The sequence below is a fragment of the Stutzerimonas stutzeri genome, assembly GCF_024448895.1.
GTDB lineage: Bacteria > Pseudomonadota > Gammaproteobacteria > Pseudomonadales > Pseudomonadaceae > Stutzerimonas > Stutzerimonas stutzeri_Q.
The window spans coordinates 145,163-165,997 of sequence record NZ_JAMOIC010000009.1 but is presented as its reverse complement, the minus strand read 5'-3'; the positions used below and the strand labels follow the sequence as shown (position 1 = coordinate 165,997).

Annotated in this window: 20 protein-coding genes; 6 read left to right on the top strand and 14 right to left on the bottom strand. The window is 57.2% G+C overall.

Annotated elements, in window-relative coordinates; genetic code table 11:
• Nucleotides 1–117: 117 nt before the first annotated feature.
• The 4 genes from NA619_RS13175 to NA619_RS13160 form a co-directional block, all read right to left on the bottom strand.
• Nucleotides 118–507: a type II toxin-antitoxin system VapC family toxin gene (locus NA619_RS13175; protein ID WP_255962301.1), complete on the bottom strand. Its 390-nt coding sequence runs from the start codon at nt 505–507 to the stop codon at nt 118–120.
• Nucleotides 504–764 carry a type II toxin-antitoxin system Phd/YefM family antitoxin gene (locus tag NA619_RS13170; RefSeq protein WP_255962300.1) on the bottom strand — a complete coding sequence of 87 codons (261 nt, stop codon included), beginning with the start codon at nt 762–764 and terminating at the stop codon, nt 504–506. Before NA619_RS13170 ends, NA619_RS13175 begins: the two co-directional genes overlap by 4 nt.
• Nucleotides 765–980: 216 nt before the next feature.
• On the bottom strand, nt 981–1,487 hold the full coding sequence (gene radC, locus NA619_RS13165) for a RadC family protein (RefSeq protein WP_255962299.1): 507 nt from the start codon (nt 1,485–1,487) through the stop codon (nt 981–983).
• Between the two features lie 555 nt (nt 1,488–2,042).
• Nucleotides 2,043–2,291 (bottom strand): hypothetical protein, encoded by a 249-nt coding sequence (locus tag NA619_RS13160; protein ID WP_255962298.1) that lies wholly within the window; start codon nt 2,289–2,291, stop codon nt 2,043–2,045.
• Nucleotides 2,292–2,378: 87 nt separating this feature from the next.
• Here NA619_RS13160 and NA619_RS25125 point away from each other — a divergent pair, with 87 nt between their 5' ends.
• Complete coding sequence (locus NA619_RS25125; protein ID WP_255962297.1) at nt 2,379–3,110, top strand: hypothetical protein; 732 nt, start codon at nt 2,379–2,381, stop codon at nt 3,108–3,110.
• A 661-nt stretch (nt 3,111–3,771) separates the two neighbouring features.
• Here NA619_RS25125 and NA619_RS13150 read toward each other — a convergent pair.
• The 5 genes from NA619_RS13150 to NA619_RS13135 all read right to left on the bottom strand — a co-directional run bounded on the left by NA619_RS13150 (nt 3,772) and on the right by NA619_RS13135 (nt 9,890).
• On the bottom strand, nt 3,772–5,484 hold the full coding sequence (locus NA619_RS13150) for a potassium/proton antiporter (RefSeq protein ID WP_255962295.1): 1,713 nt from the start codon (nt 5,482–5,484) through the stop codon (nt 3,772–3,774).
• A 243-nt stretch (nt 5,485–5,727) separates the two neighbouring features.
• Nucleotides 5,728–6,090, bottom strand: coding sequence for a DUF6968 family protein (locus NA619_RS25230; RefSeq protein WP_423836833.1), 363 nt, complete (start codon nt 6,088–6,090; stop codon nt 5,728–5,730).
• A 144-nt stretch (nt 6,091–6,234) separates the two neighbouring features.
• A complete protein-coding gene (locus tag NA619_RS13145; RefSeq protein WP_255962294.1) occupies nt 6,235–6,459 on the bottom strand; it encodes a DUF2188 domain-containing protein in 225 nt (74 codons plus the stop codon).
• A 243-nt stretch (nt 6,460–6,702) separates the two neighbouring features.
• A complete protein-coding gene (locus NA619_RS13140; protein WP_255962293.1) occupies nt 6,703–8,055 on the bottom strand; it encodes a gluconate:H+ symporter in 1,353 nt (450 codons plus the stop codon).
• A 77-nt stretch (nt 8,056–8,132) separates the two neighbouring features.
• On the bottom strand, nt 8,133–9,890 hold the full coding sequence (locus NA619_RS13135) for an IlvD/Edd family dehydratase (RefSeq protein ID WP_255962291.1): 1,758 nt from the start codon (nt 9,888–9,890) through the stop codon (nt 8,133–8,135).
• Between the two features lie 155 nt (nt 9,891–10,045).
• On the opposite strand from NA619_RS13135, the gene NA619_RS13130 reads away from it, so the two are divergent.
• Entirely contained in the window at nt 10,046–10,753 is a 708-nt protein-coding gene (locus NA619_RS13130) for a GntR family transcriptional regulator (RefSeq protein ID WP_255962289.1), read from the top strand.
• Between the two features lie 106 nt (nt 10,754–10,859).
• Here the strand turns inward: NA619_RS13130 and NA619_RS13125 are convergent, their stop codons facing one another.
• The 3 genes from NA619_RS13125 to NA619_RS13115 form a co-directional block, all read right to left on the bottom strand.
• Nucleotides 10,860–11,075: a hypothetical protein gene (locus NA619_RS13125; protein ID WP_255962288.1), complete on the bottom strand. Its 216-nt coding sequence runs from the start codon at nt 11,073–11,075 to the stop codon at nt 10,860–10,862.
• Complete coding sequence (gene ccoN / locus NA619_RS13120) at nt 11,072–12,526, bottom strand: cytochrome-c oxidase, cbb3-type subunit I (protein ID WP_255962287.1); 1,455 nt, start codon at nt 12,524–12,526, stop codon at nt 11,072–11,074. Before ccoN ends, NA619_RS13125 begins: the two co-directional genes overlap by 4 nt.
• Before the next feature lie 348 nt (nt 12,527–12,874).
• The gene (locus tag NA619_RS13115; RefSeq protein WP_255962286.1) at nt 12,875–13,297 is read right to left on the bottom strand and encodes a hypothetical protein; all 423 of its coding nucleotides are present in this window, start codon (nt 13,295–13,297) and stop codon (nt 12,875–12,877) included.
• A gap of 95 nt (nt 13,298–13,392) precedes the next feature.
• Between NA619_RS13115 and NA619_RS13110 the strand changes: the two genes are divergently transcribed.
• Nucleotides 13,393–16,491 carry an error-prone DNA polymerase gene (locus NA619_RS13110; protein WP_255962285.1) on the top strand — a complete coding sequence of 1,033 codons (3,099 nt, stop codon included), beginning with the start codon at nt 13,393–13,395 and terminating at the stop codon, nt 16,489–16,491.
• 109 nt (nt 16,492–16,600) lie between these two features.
• On the opposite strand, the gene NA619_RS25225 is transcribed toward NA619_RS13110, so the two are convergent.
• The gene (locus NA619_RS25225) at nt 16,601–16,846 is read right to left on the bottom strand and encodes a DUF1652 domain-containing protein (RefSeq protein WP_423836832.1); all 246 of its coding nucleotides are present in this window, start codon (nt 16,844–16,846) and stop codon (nt 16,601–16,603) included.
• Between the two features lie 133 nt (nt 16,847–16,979).
• Nucleotides 16,980–17,336 carry a hypothetical protein gene (locus NA619_RS13105; RefSeq protein ID WP_255962284.1) on the bottom strand — a complete coding sequence of 119 codons (357 nt, stop codon included), beginning with the start codon at nt 17,334–17,336 and terminating at the stop codon, nt 16,980–16,982.
• 119 nt (nt 17,337–17,455) lie between these two features.
• Between NA619_RS13105 and NA619_RS13100 the strand changes: the two genes are divergently transcribed.
• From NA619_RS13100 to NA619_RS13090, 3 genes are read left to right on the top strand one after another with little or no spacing between them, the layout of a single operon-like run.
• On the top strand, nt 17,456–19,009 hold the full coding sequence (locus NA619_RS13100) for a recombinase family protein (protein WP_423836834.1): 1,554 nt from the start codon (nt 17,456–17,458) through the stop codon (nt 19,007–19,009).
• Complete coding sequence (locus NA619_RS13095; RefSeq protein WP_255962283.1) at nt 19,006–19,920, top strand: plasmid partitioning protein RepB C-terminal domain-containing protein; 915 nt, start codon at nt 19,006–19,008, stop codon at nt 19,918–19,920. The genes NA619_RS13100 and NA619_RS13095 overlap by 4 nt, the downstream gene beginning before the upstream one ends.
• Entirely contained in the window at nt 19,920–20,825 is a 906-nt protein-coding gene (locus tag NA619_RS13090; RefSeq protein WP_255962282.1) for a plasmid partitioning protein RepB C-terminal domain-containing protein, read from the top strand. The genes NA619_RS13095 and NA619_RS13090 overlap by 1 nt, the downstream gene beginning before the upstream one ends.
• The last annotated feature ends 10 nt before the right edge of the window (nt 20,826–20,835 follow it).

The window sequence follows — 20,835 nt, the reverse complement described above, 5'->3', positions numbered from 1 at the left end:
GCGCCTATATCCCGTTCATCCAGATAGGTGCATCTGTAGCTTGGCCGGCTGGCGACTTGTGCATCGGAGCCGCGTCGCCAAGTCGGTTTAGGCGAGGCCGACACTTCCCATTTGATGCTACTGGATATGCCTGATCGGACCGGAGTATTTGGCGATGGCGTGGTCCTTGGTTACCAGAACGAAACCCTCCGTAAGCGCCTGCCCAATCAGCATCCGATCGAACGGATCGTTGTGGATGGGCGGAAGTGCGGCCGCTGCGATGCCATGTTGCCCTGTCATGGCCAGCTCCCGGTAGTCGGCGTCCAGCAGGGCTCTTCTGAGTACGGCCGGGTCGAACCGGAAGCTGGCCTTACCCATTGCACTCTTAATGGCGACTTCCCAGATACTGGCTGCGCTGAAAATCAGCTCGTTGCTCCGGTCTTCGATGAGATCGACGGCTTCGGCAGGCAGCGACGCGGGCTCGGCACACGCCCATAGGAGGATATGAGTATCTAGCAACAGCTTCATACCTGGAACATCGCCTCGATTTCATCCTGAAAAGGCGAATCGATATCCACTGGAACCACGTAAGCCCCACGGAGCATGCCAAGCCGCGGTTTGGGTTCCTGGTTGATGCCAACTACCTTTACCATCGGCTTTCCGGCCTTCGCAATCACGAAGGGATTACCCTGACTGGCCTCGAGGATCAGCTGCGAGAGGTGCGTCTTTGCGTCATGGATATTGACGGTCTTGGGACCATCGTTCGGATTCTTCTCGACCGTCATGCCGTTCTCCGGGTTAGCTAACCTGGTTAGTCTACCTTTCAGGCAATACGGCAGCAACGGCGTGCTGCTCCTATCACTTGGTCCGGGATTTTGGGTCACTCAAATCAATTAATCGATTGGGCCATGGCAGCTGATAGGGGACGGCGATGGTCTGAAAGCCCGGCCCATGGCGCCTGATTGCAATGGGACAAAAAGGGGGCCGAAGCCCCCGCTGCCCTAAAGCAGTCCCAATTCTGCGAACGACACCCGCTCGTGGCCGGCCACGATGATGTGATCTAGGGTCCGGACATCTACAAGACCCAGAGCCTCTTTTAGCCGGCCGGTCAGCACCTTGTCCGCCTCGCTTGGATCCGGATGCCCACTTGGATGGTTGTGCGAATAGATTACGGCTGCCGCATTTAGCTTAAGGGCTTCCTTGACCACTTCACGCGGATGCACAGAGGCGCTGTCGATGGTCCCCCGGAACATTTCAACGTAACGAATCAGACGATTTCTACTGTCTAGAAACAGCACCGCAAAGACCTCGTGCTCGAATCCAGCGAGCTTGGCACCCAGGTACTCCTTGACGATATCAGGCGACGTAAACGGAGCACCGCGGCGCACCTTCTGGTCGACGACCTGACGTGCCGCTTCAAGGATCTGTTCGGCCGTTGCAGGCAGGTAGTGACCCTGATCATCTCGAACGAGGAGGGAAGCGTCGAAGGAAAATGAAAACTGTGCCATGGCATCGTGCTCCGGTTGCTCGGGCGAAATTGCCCGGAACCGACCCGGCACGGCGCAGCGCAAGCGGTCACAGGGGCACCGCCGGCCCTCGGCCGCAAACGCGCCCTGCGCGTGCAGCCCTTGACGGCGAGCACGCCGTGACAAGGTGAAGGAACCAGCAAGAACGCCCCATACCCACTCTCTGGCACGGACGGGCAAACGGAGCGCGCAGGCCTCAGCCGACCAGGGGGAGGGCACTATCAAAGTCCGAAGGGACGAGAGCCCGAAAGCTCGACAACGCGGCCGGAAGGCCGGGCCCTATCGGGCGGCTTTATAGGTGTTTCACAGGCGAAAGACTCAACAGCTACTGCCGCACCCGCCGTTGTCAAATCATTCTTGCCGGCCGGACTGTTTCAACCATGAGCGTTCCTTTACCAGCTTACGTTCAAGTGCTTGTTCGCATCGCCCAACGCTGTCCCTCGATTGCTGCGTAACCCATACGGAGTGACTAGTCATGACGCTCGTCAAACTCTCTAACGCCCCCATCTTGGCGGTGCAGGTTGTATTTGCTCATGCTCAAGCAATAGCCTCGAGCTGACTCAGGAAGGCAATGCCAATGACGCGAAGATCAGCCAGGCAGGAATTGGCAATCGCATTGGCCATGTTCAGGCAGGGGATTTCAACACTTCCGTGATTCGACAGGTGAGCACCGGGAGCGAGCTCGTCGACATCCAGCAGGGTGATGGCGACAGTTCGTGGGTCCTGCAGCTCGGGGGTAGCGGAAGTGCGGCCAGCACCGAGCAGGTCGGCAATAACAACCACCATTACAACTCTCAGGTCGACAGTATCGACTCATCGATCTCAACCTACCAGGAAGGTAACGGCAACACCGGAGGGGCTCATCAGAGGCTAGTGAGTAACGCGTCGGCGGCATTCGAGACCATTTTAAGCAATAATCACGCCAGCGTGACCCAGCCCTTTGGCTCAGCCAGCGTGACCTCAATCTATCAGCGTGGTAGTGGGAATTGGGCGAGCACCTTCGAGTCCGGTACTCAGTTGGTGAGCGCTGTTCGACAAGAAGGCGACAACAACGAAGCGCACGCGGATCAGAGTTATTTTCACAATAATTACTCGGATATCACGATTAGCGAGGTAGGCAATAACAACTACGCCTTGAGCCAGCAGGCGCTCGAATACAATACTGCCTCCATCATTCAGGTGGGCGAATCGAACCTGACCCGCGCCCGCCAATATGGCTACGACAATGACATCGATATCTACCAATCAGGCACAGCCAATGTGGTTAACGGCACCCTTGATGGTAGCGACCAATCTATGACGCAGGAGGGTAACGACAACCTGATATCGGTGGCTCAGCTCGGCAATGACAATGAGCTGTTTTATGAACAGACAGGAGACGGCCTTGATTTCGTACTGAGCCAGATCGGGCACTCTCACCACGTGACGGCTATTAGTCAGGGCAACGGTAACGCGATCGATATCGCTCAGTCTGGGGTCGGCCAGGCGGCCACCATCACGCAGTCATGGAGCATGAATCGGTTAGTTGTGATTCAGCGTGGCGTTCGCAATAGCCTGAGCGCGACCCAGAGCGGCAGCGGCAACCTGGTGACGCTTCAGCAATAGCTGCTCGGCATATGGCGGAGGCCAGGCGTGCAAACTGCGGATCAGGAACATACATGTGACCCCAACCCCCGGCTTGCAGTAGTACCTGAATCTGCGGGCTAGCTTGCAATGGTCCGGGCCGGCTTAGGGCCGGAGGCGGACACCGAATGACCGCGATCGGCCAGAAGCTGTCCTTCATGAGGACCGGACGAGTCGACGGGTTCAGAAAGATCATGTCGGTGTCCGGGTTCCACCGTGTAGGCTCTTGTTACCCCAGCCCTAAAGTGCATGCTGTTTAATACCTGAAAATCCTCCAACCAATCACTGCACTGCACTGCACTGCACTGCACTGCACTGCTCAGCGAGAACTCGTAGGCTCCGCACGAATGGAAGAAGCTATTACCCGCAATATCTAGCGAGTCAGAATCTCCAATCGCAGAATGAGGTAGTTGCAACGCGCGCTTATCGATCTTCTTGCTGTTCATACGACAGTAGAAAATTTGAAAGCTAGGCGGACGTGCTTACCGCCCACAACATTGATAACGCTGTGACGTGGTGCGAGAACGAGCCACTGCCTCAGGTAGGCTTCGGCGAGGTGCTCGATAGAAGATGCATGGTGGCGAAGCCGGAAGTACAGGGACGTACTGGACCTTTTGCCATTACCCTTTTTTGAATGCGCCGTTTAGTCTGAAAATGCACGAATTCCGACCGTTGTAATACGTCCGTGCAATTGCTCGCGCACTGAGAGCAGCGCGGTCCCAGCCAAAAGCTCCGCTCCGGGCCGAAGATCTGCTCCCAGCGCATCCTTCAGAAATTGATCGAGTGTCTGGCTTTTGTCCGTAGCCAAATCAATGCCGTACGATGACCATACGTTCTCGAGCTTTGTGCTGCCCTTGAGCCTGAGCTCTTGGTCGGGCAAATCACTTTGAGCTGCTTCCAGCGCTTGAGAGAACACGCAGTCGACGAACGCTAGATTCTCCGGCTTGAGCACAACAAACAAATGATCCCCAGGTTCGAGAGTCGTCGATCCCCGAGGCGGAATGACGGAAGTCCCTCTTGTGATCATGGCGACGACTACGCCTTCAGGAAGCGCCATCTGCGAAAGCAGCCGGCCGGCTGCCCGCGTATCGTCGCCCAAGGTATATTTCACGATCTCTGCATCTACGTCCTGAAGAGCGCTAATTTCGAGCGTGGCGGCCGGCGCGGCTGGCGGCTTTTCGGTCAATCCTAGCTTGCGAGCAACCAGAGGCAGCGTTGATCCTTGGACTGTAGCTGAGATAAGCACGACGAAGAAAACCACGTTAAAGATCAGAGGCGCGTTTGGCAGGCCGAACAGCAACGGAAAAATGGCCAGAATAATAGGTACCGACCCTCGCAAGCCTACCCAAGATACAAGCGCCGTTTCCCTGAGATTGAATCCAAACAGCTTCAGTACAGGCGCGACGGCAAGAGGGCGCGCTACCAGAACCAAAACCACAGCAATCACCAAACCTTCGAACCATACCTCCAACAATGATGCCGGATGAACCAGCAATCCCAGTACAACGAACATGGTGATCTGGCCGAGCCAAGCCAGCCCATCCATGAAGAGGAACGTGCTGCGCTGGAACAGGAACTTCTGATTGCCGATCATGACGCCTGCGATAAAGATCGCGAGAAAGCCGCTGCCGCCCAGATTAGCGGCGACACCGTAGGCCAGGAGTCCGCCAGCTGTGACCAGAACCGGATACAGCCCTGAGGCTACCAGTTGAATACGGTGCAGCAGTTTCAGGACGGCCCAGCCTATTCCTAGACCAACCAGGGCACCAATCCCCATCTGCATTACAAAGAGCTGAAGCAGGCCCCATCCAATCGGTAAGCCGTTCACCAATATCTCTAGCAAACCCACCGTGAGGAAGATCGCCATGGGATCGTTGGAGGCACTCTCGATTTCCAGCACTGATTTGAGGCGCTTGTTGATATGGATCCCGGCGTTCCTCAGAAGCGAGAATACCGCCGCCGCGTCCGTCGAGCCGACGATGGCGCCGAGCAGCATGCCTTCTAGGACAGGCAGACCAAGCATCCACGCGGCCGCCAGGCCGGCGATCGTAGCCGTAACGATTACACCGACCGTAGCGAGTACCGACGCAGGCTTCCAGACCATCTTGATGGATGAGACCGGGGTCTGAAGCCCGCCATCGAACAAGATCATTGCTAACGCAAGCGTGCCGAGCGCATGGGCCGCAGCTGCATTGTCGAACGCAATGCCTCCGATCCCGTTTTCGCCCGCAAGCATGCCGGTGAGCAAGAAGAGAACCAATACAGGAAGACCCAGGCGGGCCGAAAGCTTGCTGGAAAGAACACCAAACAGGATCAGAATTGCGGCTAACAGAAGCAGTTGGTCGATCGCGAACATCAGTGTTCCTTTTGGCTCTCATTGATCAAAGATACATCGCCTGATTCAAAATTCGACTTTACGCTCGGCGCACATCCAACCGCCCGCAATACAACGGTCGACTCGTGGGGGTCAAACGTCTTTTTTCGTGCGGAGTAACGCCGATCATTAGCACTGCTTGGGGTGGTGCCGTCTTACTGCAAGTGGCATGGCTGGCCAATTGCAGTAGAAATTAGGCACAAGGGGCGGGCGCGGTAACAGCTGCTAACTTGGGTTAGATCCATTTGTCTGAGGTAGGTGAGTCTCGGGATCGTATGGCATTCCAAGAAAGAGCAGCTGCAACCCAGTGTCGCGCTCGCGTCGCTGTACTTCAGCCGTCACCCAGCGGAAGGCTTGGTGCAGCGCCTGGAATGAATCCACCCCGCATACAGAAACCACCTGCTCTAATCCGGCCTCAGTGATACGAATCGGACACCTCCAATCGTTGCCGGACACGGTGACTACGTCCTGGAGAGGAGCGCCGACCTCCAGAAGCAAACCTTTTGAGTTATTGGGATTGTTCAGCTCAAAGTATCTGCTGGCGACCACGCTGGTGAACGCATTCGGAACTGGGGGAAGGGATTTCATTATTGACCCGGGGCCTCGTATAACCGTCGTCATCCCATCGCGCACGCGGAAGTGCGGGGCGAGGGGTTACCATCATGTCACCTGACTAAATCAATGGACCCACTAGCGGCCTGTAAAGCAGAGTATTAAGTATAAATGCTCAGGTCAGCCTTTGGTCTGGCGAGGATCCGCTGCCCTTGGATACGTGCGTTCTTCCTGAATCGCCCCGTCTTTTTTATGGATCTTGACCGACGCCGTCTTACCTTCCATGAAGGTCCCCATGAGCGTGATTAGCTCGCCCTTCGTGCTGGCTGTCTTGGATGCTCTGACTGCACCTTCCTTTCGCAGCTCCCAGCCAGCGTCAGTGGGCAGGATATGATAATTGTCCATGATGTGGTCCTCTGTACGGTCTTGTATCAATAGAGCTCAGAGCGCGACGGTCGTTCGGACACAGGATGCAACATGCTTTTTCAATACGTCCTTGAGAAAACGAAATAGGCATCAAGCCAGACAGCGCCGGCAAGCAAAGCCCCGCATCGAGCGGGGCTTATCGGTTAGGTGTCTATTGCGCTCAAACGGGCCAGGTTACAGACGCCCATTGCTGACGACATGTCTGCCCCCCACCGATCGCGTTCATGTAATGAACAAGCTAATCACAAGGCATATGCACAGCCCCGTAAGCCCGACCAGTGTCTTCATCACGGTCCAGGATTTGAGGGTATCCGAGACGCTCATGCCGAAGTACCGGTTGGCCATCCAGAAACCCGAGTCGTTGACATGAGAGAAGGCGGCACCGCCACAGGCAATAGCGATTGTGCACAGGGCAAGCATTTGCGGACTGGCGCCAAGCAGCTGCGCGACTGGTGCGGTCAGGCTCGCGCCGGTGATCATCGCAACCGTGCCCGAGCCTTGCGAAATACGCATGATGGCCGCAGTGGTAAAGCCGAAAAGGACTAGGGGCATGTTCATGTCCTGCATGGCATCAGCCAGGATCTTGCCCACGCCCGACTCGACCAACACCTTGCCGAACACGCCGCCTGCGCCCGTGATCAGGATAATTATCCCGGCCGGCTCCAGCGCCTTGGTCGCTATCTTCTGCAGCTGGTCGGCCGAGTAGCCGCGATTGTGTCCGAATACCCAAAAGGTCAGGAGCGTGGTCAGCAGCAACGCGATGATCGGGTTACCGATAAACATCAATATGTCGCGCAACGGATTGCCTTCTGCCAACAGCATTTCGGCCGACGTGTTTCCGAGGATCAGTGCCAGCGGCAGCAGCAGGGTGAGAACAACGCCCTTGAATGCTGGAAGCTTGCTAGGGTCATCGAACTTGCTTTCGCCCTGCACCATGTACTCGGGCACCGGTACGAAGATTCGATTCGAGATGAATTTCCCGAACAGCGGGCCGGCAACAGCCATCGCCGGGAGCCCCGCAATCACGCCCCAGATGATGACCCAGCCAAGGTCTGCGCCAAGAATGCTTGCCGTAGCGATCGGGCCGGGCGTAGGCGGCAGAAAGGTATGGGTGACGCTCAACCCTGCGCACAGAGGAATGCCGTAGTAGAGCAGCGATTTGCCGGTGCGCCTTGCGATGCCATAGATCAGCGGCACCAGAATAACGATGGCCACATCAATGAATACCGCGATCGAGACGAGAAATCCAACAAGTCCCAATGCCCAGGGCACAGTGCGATCGCCGCATTTATTTATCAGCGTCAGGGCCAGGCGCTCGCTGCCCCCGGAGACGCGCAGCATCTCGCCAAACATGGAGCCTAGGCCGATGATCAATGCAACGAAGCCCAGCGTGCCTCCCATTGATTTGACCACGAAATCGAGCAGATTCTGTGGCGCCATGCCGATGGCCAGGCCCGCTCCAAGACTCACGAGGATCAGTGCAAGAAAAGGCTGCAGCTTGAATTTTACGATCAACAGAAGCAGCGCGACGATCGATGATGCAGTGACCGTCAGTATCAGGGCATTGCTTTCCATACAAACTCCAATTGTTATTGTGCGGAGCGTAAACGCGCGCCGGTATAGACCGGCGCGCCAGGAAGGTTTGAGAGGTGTCAGTCGTGCGGGGTGGTGGGGATACGGCCCTGCATGGTTGGCGGGCGTAGAAACTTGAAATCGCAGCCTTCATCTGCCTGAGTGATCTGCTCGAAGAACAGCTTGCGGTAGCCACGTTCGGCGTTCTGGGGCGTCGGCAACACGAGCGCGGCGCGACGGCGTTCCAATTCCTCATCGGCTACCAGCAAATCAATGCTGCGTTGAGATACGCTCAGTCGGATGCGGTCGCCGCTCTGTACGAGTGCCAGAGGGCCGCCCAATGCCGCTTCGGGGGTGACATGCAGCACAATCGTGCCGGCTGCGGTGCCGCTCATGCGGCCGTCCGATATTCGGACCATGTCCTTAACGCCCGCACGGGCGAGCTTTTTCGGAATAGGCAGATAACCCGCCTCGGGCATGCCGGGGGCGCCTATTGGACCGATGTTCTTAAGCACCAAGATGTCGTCAGCATTAACGTCAAGATCCGGGTCATCCAGTCGTAGTGCCAGGTCTTCGGAGTTCTCGAAGACGACCGCACGGCCTTCATGCTCCATCAGTGTCGCATCGGCGGCCGACTGCTTGATGATTGACCCCTCTGGGGCGAGGCTTCCGCGCAAGAACGCGATGCCGCCGACCGGATAGATCGGGTTATTTACGCTACGCACCACCTCCTGGGCAAAAGCCGGCACATCGTCCAGTTCCTCGCCCAGGGTGCGGCCGGTAACGGTAAGCGCATCAAGGTGAAGCAGCGGGCGCAGCTCTCGAAGCACTGTCTGCAGTCCGCCTGAGCGGTGCAGATCTTCCATATAGTGTTGACCGGACGGCTTCAGATCGACGAGCACCGGGGTGTCCCTGCTCATTCGGTCAAAGGCCTCCAGATCAACGTCGTAGCCCATGCGTCCGGCAATCGCGGTCAAATGCACGATTCCATTGGTCGAGCCGCCGATTGCGAGCAGTACGCGCAGGGCGTTTTCAAAGGCCTTGGGCGTGAGGATCTTGTCCGGCGTAAGTCCGGTCCGGGCCATCTCGACGGCCTGCTTTCCGGTGAGTTCGGCGATCCGCATGCGGTCGGAGGTAACCGCCGGCGGCGTCGCGCCGCCGGGGAGCACGATGCCGAGCGCTTCGCCTATGCAGGCCATTGTGCTTGCGGTGCCCATTACCGAGCATGTGCCAACGCTTGCGACGAGCTTTGAATTCACCTCGACAATCTCGGCTTCGTCAATCTCCTGTCCACGATACTGCCCCCAATAGCGGCGGCAGTCCGTGCAGGCGCCAACACGAACGCCACGGTGTCCGCCGGTAAGCATGGAGCCGGTGATCAGCTGAACGGTGGGAATATTTGCCGAGGCTGCCCCCATCAGCTGCGCCGGAACGGTCTTGTCGCATCCACCAATGAGCACGACGGCGTCCATGGGCTGAGCGCGAATCATCTCTTCGGTGTCCATCGACATGAGGTTGCGCAGATACATGCTTGTGGGCGATGAAAAACTCTCGCCGATAGAGATTGTCGGGAAATCGATCGCCAGGCCGCCCGCGAGCATCACGCCGCGCTTAACCGCCTCGATCAACTGGGGCGCATTGCCGTGACATGGATTGAATCCACTGCCCGTATTGATGATCCCGACGATGGTTCGGTCCAGGGCATCGTCGGTATAGCCAGCGCCCTTGATAAAGGCTTTGCGAAGGAACAGCGAGAACCCCGTGTCCCCATAGTTCGTCAGGCCTTTGCGCAACCCCGTGGGTACGACCACGGCGTCGTCAGTTCTCTTGTCCACCATAAGGTTTACCTTTGTTGATATTATTATCAATAATCGCGGAACGCCATTTAGCCATGACTTGTGCACGCTGACAACCCGCACCGGGCTGTTCATTGAGCAGCCTTTAGAATCCCTCTATAGTCGGGCTGTTAGTTAAGTGAACCTGGAACGCCACCTTGAATGACACGCAGAAATCAACGCACCCGGCGGGGCCGTGCAGTTCGGAATCGGTGATCGCAACGCTTGAGGAGGAGATCGTGCTTGGCTCGCTTCACCCGCGCGAGCGGCTGGTTGAGGATGAGTTGATGGCGCGATTCGGCCTCAAGCGTCACGTCGTTCGCAACGTCCTCGGTGAGCTTGAGCAAATGGGGCTGGTCGAACGCAAGCGAAACGTCGGTGCCCTGGTAAAGGCGTACACGGTGGAGGAGGTTGAGCACCTTTACGAGGTTCGTGAGCTGCTCGAGACGCATTGCATGCGATTGATCAACTTGCCCGTTTCTGAAGAGCGGCTCCAGCCGCTACTGGCTATCCAGAGTGCTCACGATGACGCGGTTAGGCAGGGCGACCTTCGGCAGGTGTTTCGGCTAAATGTGCGATTTCACCGCGAGCTTTTCAGCCTTGCGGACAATCCCGTGCTTGTCGAAGCCATCAGCAACCATGCCCAGCGAGCGCATTCCATACGGTCATCGACCATTGTCATGCCAGCGCAGTTGGAGCGCTCTCGTCAGGAACATTGGCAGCTGATTGATGCCCTGCGTGGCGCCGATAGGGAGTGTTTGGTGGCGCTATGTCGTGGGCATCTGGCCCCGTCAAAGGATGCCTACATTCAAGCGCAAAGGTTACGTGCCAAGCCAATTGGCGCGCTCTCCAGTCACAACAGCTAGGATGTCTGTCTTCGAGGCCATGGCCGCAAAGCCGTGGCGCCTGGATAGAGGCAGCTGTTCTAGCGATCTGCACCGGTCAGATGGCGCGGTCTAAGCGGTCGGCGAACTACGCCTCGAAATGATATGGCGGCGCCGGTTCGGGAGCCGGCCGTATGATCTTCTCGCACACCAACCCGGTTTCTTCGCTCATCGTCTTCGCCGCTTCAGGGTCGTCGGCGAAGGGTAGCAGCGCCGTCTGCTGCGCATCGTGGTCGGTCATCGTCGTGACCGTCAAAATCGCACAACCGACGATCACCACGGTCAACAGGCCCAGAAGCATCATGCCTGCACCGTATTCGCGAGGTTTTGAAGGGGCGTATGTACCGCCCTTTTACCGGCGCGCACCGTGCACCAGGTGTTGTAGGCCATGAGCAACATGCCAAAGGCAAACAAACCGCCGCCAGCCAGCCTCACCACGTAGCCAGGGTGACTGGCTTCAAGCGCTTCGACGAAGGAATAGGTGAGCGTGCCGTCTTCGTTGATTGCGCGCCACATCAGGCCTTGCGTGATGCCGTTAACCCACATTGAGGCGATGTACAAAACGGTTCCAATGGTACTCAACCAAAAATGTGCGTTGATCAGCTTGACGCTGTGCATCTGTTTCAGCCCCCAGAGCTTGGGGATCATGTGATACAGCGTACCGATGCTGATCATGGCCACCCAGCCCAGGGCGCCGGCATGTACATGGCCAATGGTCCAGTCGGTGTAGTGGGACAGCGCATTGACGGTCTTGATCGCCATCATCGGACCTTCAAAGGTCGACATGCCGTAGAACGCCAGAGACACTACTAGAAAGCGAAGGATTGGGTCGGTACGCAGCTTATGCCAGGCACCAGATAGGGTCATCATTCCGTTGATCATGCCACCCCAGCTCGGTGCCAGAAGGATGATCGACATCACCATGCCCAAGCTCTGCGCCCAATCCGGCAGTGCGGTGTAGTGCAGGTGATGCGGGCCGGCCCATATGTATAGCGTGATAATCGCCCAAAAATGCACGATCGATAGTCGATAGGAATAGATCGGCCGCTCGGCCTGTTTGGGTACGAAGTAATACATCATGCCCAGAAATCCGACCGAAAGAATGAAGCCAACCACGCTGTGCCCGTACCACCACTGCACCATCGCGTCCGTGGCGCCTGAATAGATCGGATAGGACTTTAGAAGTGTGACCGGCACCAACATGTGATTAACGATGTGGACCATCGCCGTGACAATGATGAACGCCCCGTAGAACCAGTTTCCGACGTAAATGTGGCTGACCGTGCGCTTAGCGATGGTGCCAAAGAACAGATACATGTAGGCAAGCCAGACGCCAGTGACCAAGAGCGCGATTGGCCACTCCATTTCGGCATATTCTTTAGACGTGGTATAGCCCAGCGGGTAGCTCACCAACATGGCGGCAATTACCGTCTGCCAACCCCAGAAAACAAAACGGGCCAGGTCGTCCGAGACGAGCCGCGCCCGACTGGTGCGCTGAACGACATATAAGGACGTTGCGAACAATGCATTGCCTCCAAATGCAAAGATCACAAGGTTGGTATGGAGCGGCCGGATGCGGCCAAAGCTGGTCCAGGGTAGGTCGAAATTGAGCTGCGGCCAGACTAGCTGAGCAGCGATAAACACCCCCAAGCCCATGCCGAGAATGCCCCATGCCAGAGTCATCAGGGTGAATTGGCGAACGACTCGGTAGTTGTAGGTATCGATGGAAGAGGCGGTGACGCTCACGTTTGACATGAATACTTCCGTTGCATGCAAGAAGATGGTTTGCCCACCTAGTGATCGCTTTGCCCTCTGATGGGGTCTACCTCGTTGCCTGAGGTCATGGGCGCTGAGGTGAGCGGAAGAGAGTGTGATGCCCATCCTTATATTCGGCAAAAGAATAATAATGCCAGTTGAGTGCATTTATATTGCTATGAAACTGCGGATGTAAATCCGGTCCGCGCCTTCCACGGCGAGACGAAGCGAGGCAACTCGTCACTCAATCGAGTAAATCACCGGTGACGGCACCGTTGGCGCAGCCTATGCACGTCTGCAGCCCTGCCATAAAAATGATGCCCAGGCTTGCACCTATCGCCTCCGCGTTCATTGGGGGATAGGGGTGACCAGCGGCCAGCGATCATGGAGCCAGGCGTATTCGGGGGAAGGGGAGCTCGTCACAACATAGAGCCTGCGATCATCTCCTTGGCCTACGAGCAAGCACTGCAAGGCGTAACCTGGCTCAACGTCGAACCAGTGCGATACCCGCTCGGCATCCTTTTCCATGAAACGATGTACCAGGCCGTGGACACGCTGCGGGTTGTAGCGCTCCCATCCGCCGCGCTCGATGGTTTCGAGCTTCGCCCATCCGCCCTGCGGGCTCGCGCCTGGCTCGCCCTTGCGCCGCCCCCAGCGTACCCAGCCGAGATCCTCACCGCCTTCGCCCAAAACCGGGATTGCCGCCTTGGGTGAGGGGAAATACACCTTGTAGCTCTTCTCGGCATCCCGCGCTTCGATTCCTCCGCACATGCGCTCCTCCGACCGTCGCACACCTCGTTTTTCAATTGACCTGCGATATCCAAATTCGATCTACTGTTTATTCATACAGTATCGTGTTGCCTTCCATGGTTTCTTCTATCGCAGCGGCTTCGCCCGGCTACGCCGAGCTTCACTGTTTATCGAACTTCAGTTTCCAGCGAGGCGCGTCCAGTGCGCGCGAACTGTTCGAACGAGCCAAGATTCACGGCTATGCAGCCTTGGCAATCACCGATGAATGCACCCTGGCGGGTATCGTCAGGGCCTGGCAGGCATCCAAAGCCGTAGGGCTGCCATTGATCATCGGCAGTGAGATCACCTTGGAAGGTGGACCCAAAATCGTCCTGCTGGTTGAGAACCTGGCGGGATACCAGGCACTGTGCCGACTCATCACGCTAGCGCGTCGGCGTTCGGAGAAGGGTCATTACAGGCTCGAACCGGACGACCTCACCGCACCGCTTGAAGGGCTACTTGCATTATGGGTGCCGGCCGTTGAGGTAGTCCCAGCACAGGGTCGATGGCTTCTTGAGCGGTTTCCCGATCGGGTCTGGCTGGCCGCCGAGCTTCACCGGGGGCCAAACGATGCCTCACGTCTGGCGCAGCTCGGAGCGGTTGCGCATGAGCTCGGCATCGCGCTGGTCGCTACGGGAGACGTGCATATGCATGCCAGGGGTAGGCGTGCGCTGCAGGACACCATCACAGCGATCCGTCACCATGTCCCTGTAGCCGAAGCGGGTCACTACCTTTATCCGAACGGTGAGCGCCACCTTCGGCCAGTCGCCGCACTTGCCGAGCTATACCCAGCCGAACCGCTTATAGAGTCACTGCGCATTGCCAGACGCTGTACATTCGATCTTGGTGAGCTGCGCTATCAGTATCCTCACGAAGTCGTTCCGGCAAACACCACACCTACGGCCTGGTTGCGGCAACTGACGGAGGAGGGCGCGCGTTGGCGGTGGCCCGAAGGTATCCCGGAAAAGGCCCGTGCTCAGCTTGAAAACGAACTGGAGCTGATCGCTGAGCTTGGCTATGAGAGCTACTTTCTTACGGTCAGGGACATTGTTCATTTCGCTCGTGGGCGATCGATTCTTTGCCAGGGACGCGGTTCGGCAGCCAACTCGGCGGTGTGTTTTGCCCTGGGTATTACCGAGCTGGATCCGTCCCGCATGAGCATGCTGTTTGAACGCTTCATATCGCGAGAGCGTAACGAGCCGCCGGATATCGACGTCGATTTCGAACACGAGCGACGCGAGGAAGTCATCCAGTACATCTACCAGCGCTACGGACGCGCGCGTGCTGCATTGACCGCTGTGGCCAGCACCTACCATTTTGCCGGCGCGGTCCGCGATGTGGCCAAGGCGCTTGGCATGCCGCCTGATCAGGTCAAGATGCTGGCCGATTGTGGTGGCCGCTGGACGGATCGGCTGCCACCGGTCGAGCGTCTAGTCGAGGCGGGCTTCGATCCGGAGAGCCCGATCCTTCACCGGGTACTGGTCCTTACTGACGAGCTGATTGGTTTTCCACGGCACCTGTCGCAGCACCCGGGCGGGTTCGTCATTTCTGAACAGCCGTTAGATACCTTGGTGCCGGTTGAAAATGCCGCCATGCCCGATCGCACGATCATCCAATGGGACAAGGATGATCTGGATGCCGTTGGCCTGCTGAAGGTTGATGTGCTCGCGCTCGGGATGCTGACTGCCATACGCCGAACGCTCGATTTGCTGCGCCGCTACGATCGGCGCGATCTGACGCTTGCGACCATTCCGGCCGAGGATGCAGCTACCTACCGCATGATCAGCCGGGCCGACACGGTTGGGGTGTTTCAGATCGAGTCCAGAGCTCAGATGGCCATGTTGCCGAGGCTCAGACCCAAGACCTTTTACGATTTGGTCATCGAAGTGGCGATCGTACGGCCGGGCCCCATCGTTGGTGACATGGTTCATCCCTATTTGAGGCGTCGAAACGGTGAGGAACCGGTTGTCTATCCATCCGAGGACCTCAAGGAGGTGTTCGAGCGAACTCTGGGCGTGCCGCTGTTTCAGGAGCAGGTGATGAGGCTGGCCATCGTCGCAGCAGGCTACAGTGCGGGGGAGGCCGATCAGCTGCGCCGCTCCATGGCCGCCTGGAAGCGCCACGGTGGGCTTGAGCCGCACCAGAAGCGACTGATGGAGGGCATGCTCGCACGCGGCTACCCGGTCGAATTCGCCGAAAAGGTGTTCGAGCAGATCAAGGGTTTTGGCAGCTACGGTTTTCCCGAATCGCACGCCGCAAGCTTTGCGCTGTTGACCTATGCCAGCTGCTGGCTCAAGTGCCACGAGCCGGCAGCCTTCGCTTGCGCCTTGATCAATAGCTGGCCCATGGGTTTCTACAGCCCGGATCAAATCCTTCAGGACGCCCGCCGGCACCGGATTTCGACGCGCGCCGCTGATGTACTCCACTCGGACTGGGATTGCACGCTTGAGCCAGACGAGGGCGAACAGCCGGCCATACGCCTGGGGCTGCGGATGATTCGTGGGTTTCGAGAAGAGGATGCGCGCCGTATCGAGGCGGCCAGGGCAGGCAGGGGCTTCCGGGATACTGCAGATCTTTGCGTGCGGGCAAAACTGGATAACCGCGCTCGTGCACAGCTGGCCGACGCAGGCGCACTACAAGGCCTCGCAGGGCACCGTCATCAGGCCAGATGGAGCGTGGCCGGTATCGAACCGCAACTGCCCTTGTTCGCAGCAGCCGAGCGTCAAGAGGAGGCCGATTTTGCGTTGCCTGCACCCTCCGTAGCCGAGAATCTGTACACCGATTACGAAACGCTAGGTACTACCCTCGGCCCGCACCCGCTGTCCCTGTTGCGGGAGACTTTGCGATCAATGGGCTGCAAGAGTTCGAGTGATTTGGCCGGTGTCGAGCATGGCCGTCATATCGCGGTGGCGGGGCTCGTGACGGGCAGGCAGAGACCCTCAACGGCAAGCGGCGTGATCTTTGTAACCTTGGAAGACGAGCACGGGATGATGAACGTCGTGTTCTGGGCCGACCTCGGCGAGCGTCAGCGGCGCGAACTTCTGGAGTCTCAGCTTATGCAGGTCAACGGACGCCTGGAGTATCAAAGCGGAGTGCGGCACATTATCGCCGGTAGGATGCGTAACCTGACCCACCTGCTCACTGGCTTGGATGTTCGCAGCCGTGATTTTCAGTGAAGCGAATCTTTGCGTAAGCGTCCGGACTCACTTCGCTCATCCGATGCCGACAGCAATGAGTACGATCGAGTGTCGATAATGATAGGTCCGGACTGCTGAACACCGCCGCTCAGCTACGCCTGAATGTTGATCCATCGAGCTCATCCCGCAGCTCCCGTATCAGCTTCGCCAAACCTTGGCTCGTTGCAACTTGTGATACCGGTATTCCCGCCACGATGAGTTGCGTCTGGCCAGTGTCACGCTCATAAACTCGCAGTCGAACGCTCGACCGTTCGTGGAGATAACTGCATGCAAGGGGCGAAAATGCGCGCTGAAGTTCTACGCGTGCGGCCAAGGATTGACGACTCGTTATCACTGGAAAACCTCCGTGTTGTCCAAGTGCGGCACGGTAGCGGCCAACAGCCAGCAGGTAAAGCGCGTCCCGCTCAGGTTGTGAGGCGTTCGATCGTCCAGAGGTGTTCGGATCTCCAAGTTAGGCGTCTTTTAGCTCATCGCACCTGCACGCCACCCAGATAAAGAAAGGCATCGATACCTTCCACGGCCGCCTGCAACTTTCTTCGCAGCAGCGGTAGCTCTAGAACTGTTCCTGCGAAGGGGCGGTCGGCCATTGCAAGGGTTGCCGCCAGAGCGACGTCCGAATGTTTGATCAGTGCGATCAGATGTTCTCCACGGGGCCCACTTGCGCCCGCCATCCAATTCTTTACGGTCCGCTCGTTTGCATTAGTCCATCGCATTAAGGTCTTGGCGGCCTGGTGAGTGCTGCCAAGCTCTTGTCGTAGCGCTGTCGCGATGTCCACCGCGTACTGCTCATGATTCAGAAAAACTTTGCCCGTTTTCGTACTCATTTTTCCGCCCTCGGTCTTCTATCGTTTCGAAAGCTAAAGACGGCTCGAGGCGACTGAACAAATACCTATGCCGTCATCGAGACGATGATCCTGTCGGGAGCGAGTTGTCGATGCCTACTATCACCGTTGACGCTGCAGGCGATATGCCCCGGCCGTTGCTAGCAGCCGCCTACGTGCGGATGTCGACTGAACACCAGCAGTACTCAACCGAAAACCAGCTCGACACCATCAAGCTTTACGCGGCCGCGCATGCCATGCAAATAACGCGGGTGTACACGGACGCGGGCAAAAGCGGGCTTCTACTCGAAGGCCGCGATGCCCTGAAGCAGCTATTCCACGACGTTGAAAGTGGGCAGGCAAGCTATACGACAATACTGGTCTATGACGTCAGCCGTTGGGGGCGATTTCAGGACCCTGATATCAGCGCCAGCTACGAGGTCCGATGCCGTCAGATGGGCGTTTCGGTTCAATATTGCGCCGAGCAGTTCAGCAACGACGGCTCTCCCGTCTCCAATATCATCAAAAGCGTTAAGCGAATGATGGCTGGAGAGTACAGCCGGGAACTCTCGGTAAAGGTTTTCGCAGGACAGTCGCGACTGATCGAAATGGGTTATCGACAGGGAGGTCCGGCCGGATACGGATTGCGTCGTCACCTAGTCGATGCGTCCGGGGTTCCGAAATACGATCTGGCTCTCGGCGAGCACAAGAGCATTCAGACTGACCGAGTGATACTCGTGCCCGGCCCAGAGGAGGAGGTCGACGTCGTCCAGCAAATCTACCGCCTATTCGTTGACGAAGGCAGAAGCGAGGGCGAAATCGCTCAGCGGCTGAATGCTCGCGGCATTCTGACCGATCGGTCTCGGCCATGGACACGTGGCGCTGTTCACCAGGTGCTGATCAATGAAAAGTACATCGGCAACAACGTGTGGAATCGTACGTCCTTCAAACTCAAGCAAGCACGGACGAGAAACGACCCCGAGAACTGGGTGAGGGCCGATGGAACCCACCCACCGATCGTGAGCGAGCTGCAGTTTAGGGCCGCGAAAGAAATCATTCATGCACGTTCTTATCGTATGCCGGATGAAGAAATGCTTCGCTTGCTCAAAATCATTCATGAGCGCTGCGGTTGCTTGTCAGGGCTCGTTATTGACGAGGCAGAGGGCTTCCCATCGAGTAGTGCTTACAAATACCGATTCGGCAGTCTGCTGCGCTGCTATTCACTGATCGGCTACACCCCTGGCCGGGACTATCAGTATCTGGAAGCCAATAGACGGTTGCGCCTGCTACATCCTGACCTTCTACAGCAGACGATTGAGCAGATTCGCGCGGTTGGCGGGCGTGTTGATATCGAACCCGATACTGGGATGCTGGCAATCAACCAGGAAATCCGGCTCTCTATTGTTTTATGTCGATGTCAATTCACGTCTGCAGGGGCCAGACGATGGAAGATTCGGTTTGATCTGGGGCTGGGACCTGATCTGACGGTTGCGGTGCGCATGAGCGAAGGTGAGGAACGCGCGATTGATTATTACGTGCTTCCAACAGTCGACATGACCGCTTCCCAATTGCGAGTCGCCGAAAACAACCGCGCAGACGTAGAGATCTATCGGTTCGATTCTCTGGAAATTATTGCGCAATTGTCGCGCCGCAGTGCGCACAGGAGGGCAGCGTGACGACCGACTTATCGACCAAGAAGCCGCTCCATATTTCCGGAGCCTCAACCATAAGGCTTATCCCGCTGGAACAAATCAGGGTGCTCAACCCTCGCGTACGCAACAAGCAGGTGTTTGCCAAGCTGGTGGAAAACATCGCCACAATAGGACTCAAACGGCCTATCACGGTGACCTGCATCCAAGATACTGCAGGCAGTGAACACTTCGAGGTCGTCTGCGGGCAGGGGCGGCTCGAAGCGTTCCAGGCACTTGGAGAAGAGAGCATTCCTTGCATTGTGGTGAGCGCAAGCGAGGCGGATCGCTTCCTGATCAGCCTGGTTGAAAATCTCGCTCGCAGAAAACACTCCAATCGCGACCTGCTGATGTCCATTCAGATTCTGTCGGAGCGGGGCTACTCGATTAAAGATATCGCGACCAAGACGAGTCTGGATCCTACCTATGTCAGCTGCATCCTGCTGTTGCTACGCCAGGGAGAAGAGCGACTGATCTCGGCGGTAGAGAAGGGATGGCTGCCAATCAAAATCGCCGCGGAAATCGCCCGTTCTGATGATGGCGAAATTCAGCAGGCGATGATTGAGGCTTACGAGACCGGCGTGCTCAAGGGCGAGCAACTGATCAAGGTGCGACGACTGATCGACAGGCGCAGCGCACTTGGTAAGCGCTATGGGCAGCACGGGCACACGGATCGACCTACTACGCCTCAAAAACTACTCAGTACCTACCAGGCCGAAGTCCGACGCCAGAAGGTGATGATCAAAAAGGCGGATATCAATGAGCAGCGCTTGCTGATCATCGTCACAGCCGTGAGAAAACTGCTGGCCGATGACTATTTCGCCGCGCTGCTTCGCAATCAAGATATTCAGGATATGCCTCGACCATTGGCTGATCGTATCCATGGCGAGGCTTGCTGATGAGACAGGTGAAGCAGGGCTTCGAGCAGCAGGTTGTGGCGATCGGTTTGGATCGCATCCTGCCGACGCGCCAGGTGGACAAGGGTATTCAGGGCAGCAAGAAGTACGCCTGCATTCTTAGCTCTATCCGAGAACTCGGCGTGGTGGAGCCGTTGGCCGTTCACCCTCAGCCGGTTTTAGATCAAGGCGTCGCATCCTACATTCTGCTTGATGGGCACCTCAGGTTGGAGGCGCTCAAGGAGCTCGGTGGGGTAGATGCGCTGTGCCTGATATCAACCGACGATGAAGGCTTCACTTATAACCGTCAGATCAACCGGTTAACGCCCATTCAAGAACACAAGATGATTCTTGCAGCGCTGAAGAAAGGGATTGATCCGGCCCGGATTGCCCGAGTACTGGGTGTAAGTGTCGAGCGCATCCACCACAGACGCAATTTGCTGGAAGGCATCGCACCAGAAGTCGTTGAGATGCTGAAGGTCAGAATGGTCGCGCAGGACATATTTCGCGTATTGAGAAAGATGAAGCCGATGCGGCAGATCGAAACGGTCGAAATGATGATTTCGGCCAATTGCTTCACGCTCAATTACGCACAGATGGTGCTAGCAGCGACTCGACCGGAAATGCTGGTCGACAAGCAACGAAAACCGTCTGCAGAGAACAACGCGCTCGACATCGCGCGGATGGAACGGGAGATGGAGAATCTTCAGCACGACTACAAGCAGGTCGAGGACACTCTGGGTGAGACCATGCTGATCTTGGTGGTCGCGAAGGGGTATTTGTTGCGAATCCTGCGCAATGATGCGATCGCGGCTTATCTGCAGCAACACCACGCCGACTTGTTGGAAGAACTGGTATCAATCATGGAAGCGGTCAGCTCTGATGCACGGCACCTGGAACGGGAATGAGCGAATCACA

Bases quoted from the DNA above. Each gene is read 5' to 3' on its own strand.
- NA619_RS13175 (WP_255962301.1), bottom strand. From the start codon at position 507: ATGAAGCTGTTGCTAGATACTCATATCCTCCTATGGGCGTGTGCCGAG.
- NA619_RS13170 (WP_255962300.1), bottom strand. From the start codon at position 764: ATGACGGTCGAGAAGAATCCGAACGATGGTCCCAAGACCGTCAATATC.
- radC (WP_255962299.1), bottom strand. From the start codon at position 1,487: ATGGCACAGTTTTCATTTTCCTTCGACGCTTCCCTCCTCGTTCGAGAT.
- NA619_RS13160 (WP_255962298.1), bottom strand. From the start codon at position 2,291: ATGGTGGTTGTTATTGCCGACCTGCTCGGTGCTGGCCGCACTTCCGCT.
- NA619_RS13150 (WP_255962295.1), bottom strand. From the start codon at position 5,484: ATGTTCGCGATCGACCAACTGCTTCTGTTAGCCGCAATTCTGATCCTG.
- NA619_RS25230 (WP_423836833.1), bottom strand. From the start codon at position 6,090: ATGAAATCCCTTCCCCCAGTTCCGAATGCGTTCACCAGCGTGGTCGCC.
- NA619_RS13145 (WP_255962294.1), bottom strand. From the start codon at position 6,459: ATGGACAATTATCATATCCTGCCCACTGACGCTGGCTGGGAGCTGCGA.
- NA619_RS13140 (WP_255962293.1), bottom strand. From the start codon at position 8,055: ATGGAAAGCAATGCCCTGATACTGACGGTCACTGCATCATCGATCGTC.
- NA619_RS13135 (WP_255962291.1), bottom strand. From the start codon at position 9,890: ATGGTGGACAAGAGAACTGACGACGCCGTGGTCGTACCCACGGGGTTG.
- NA619_RS13125 (WP_255962288.1), bottom strand. From the start codon at position 11,075: ATGATGCTTCTGGGCCTGTTGACCGTGGTGATCGTCGGTTGTGCGATT.
- ccoN (WP_255962287.1), bottom strand. From the start codon at position 12,526: ATGTCAAACGTGAGCGTCACCGCCTCTTCCATCGATACCTACAACTAC.
- NA619_RS13115 (WP_255962286.1), bottom strand. From the start codon at position 13,297: ATGTGCGGAGGAATCGAAGCGCGGGATGCCGAGAAGAGCTACAAGGTG.
- NA619_RS13110 (WP_255962285.1), top strand. From the start codon at position 13,393: ATGGTTTCTTCTATCGCAGCGGCTTCGCCCGGCTACGCCGAGCTTCAC.
- NA619_RS13105 (WP_255962284.1), bottom strand. From the start codon at position 17,336: ATGAGTACGAAAACGGGCAAAGTTTTTCTGAATCATGAGCAGTACGCG.
- NA619_RS13090 (WP_255962282.1), top strand. From the start codon at position 19,920: ATGAGACAGGTGAAGCAGGGCTTCGAGCAGCAGGTTGTGGCGATCGGT.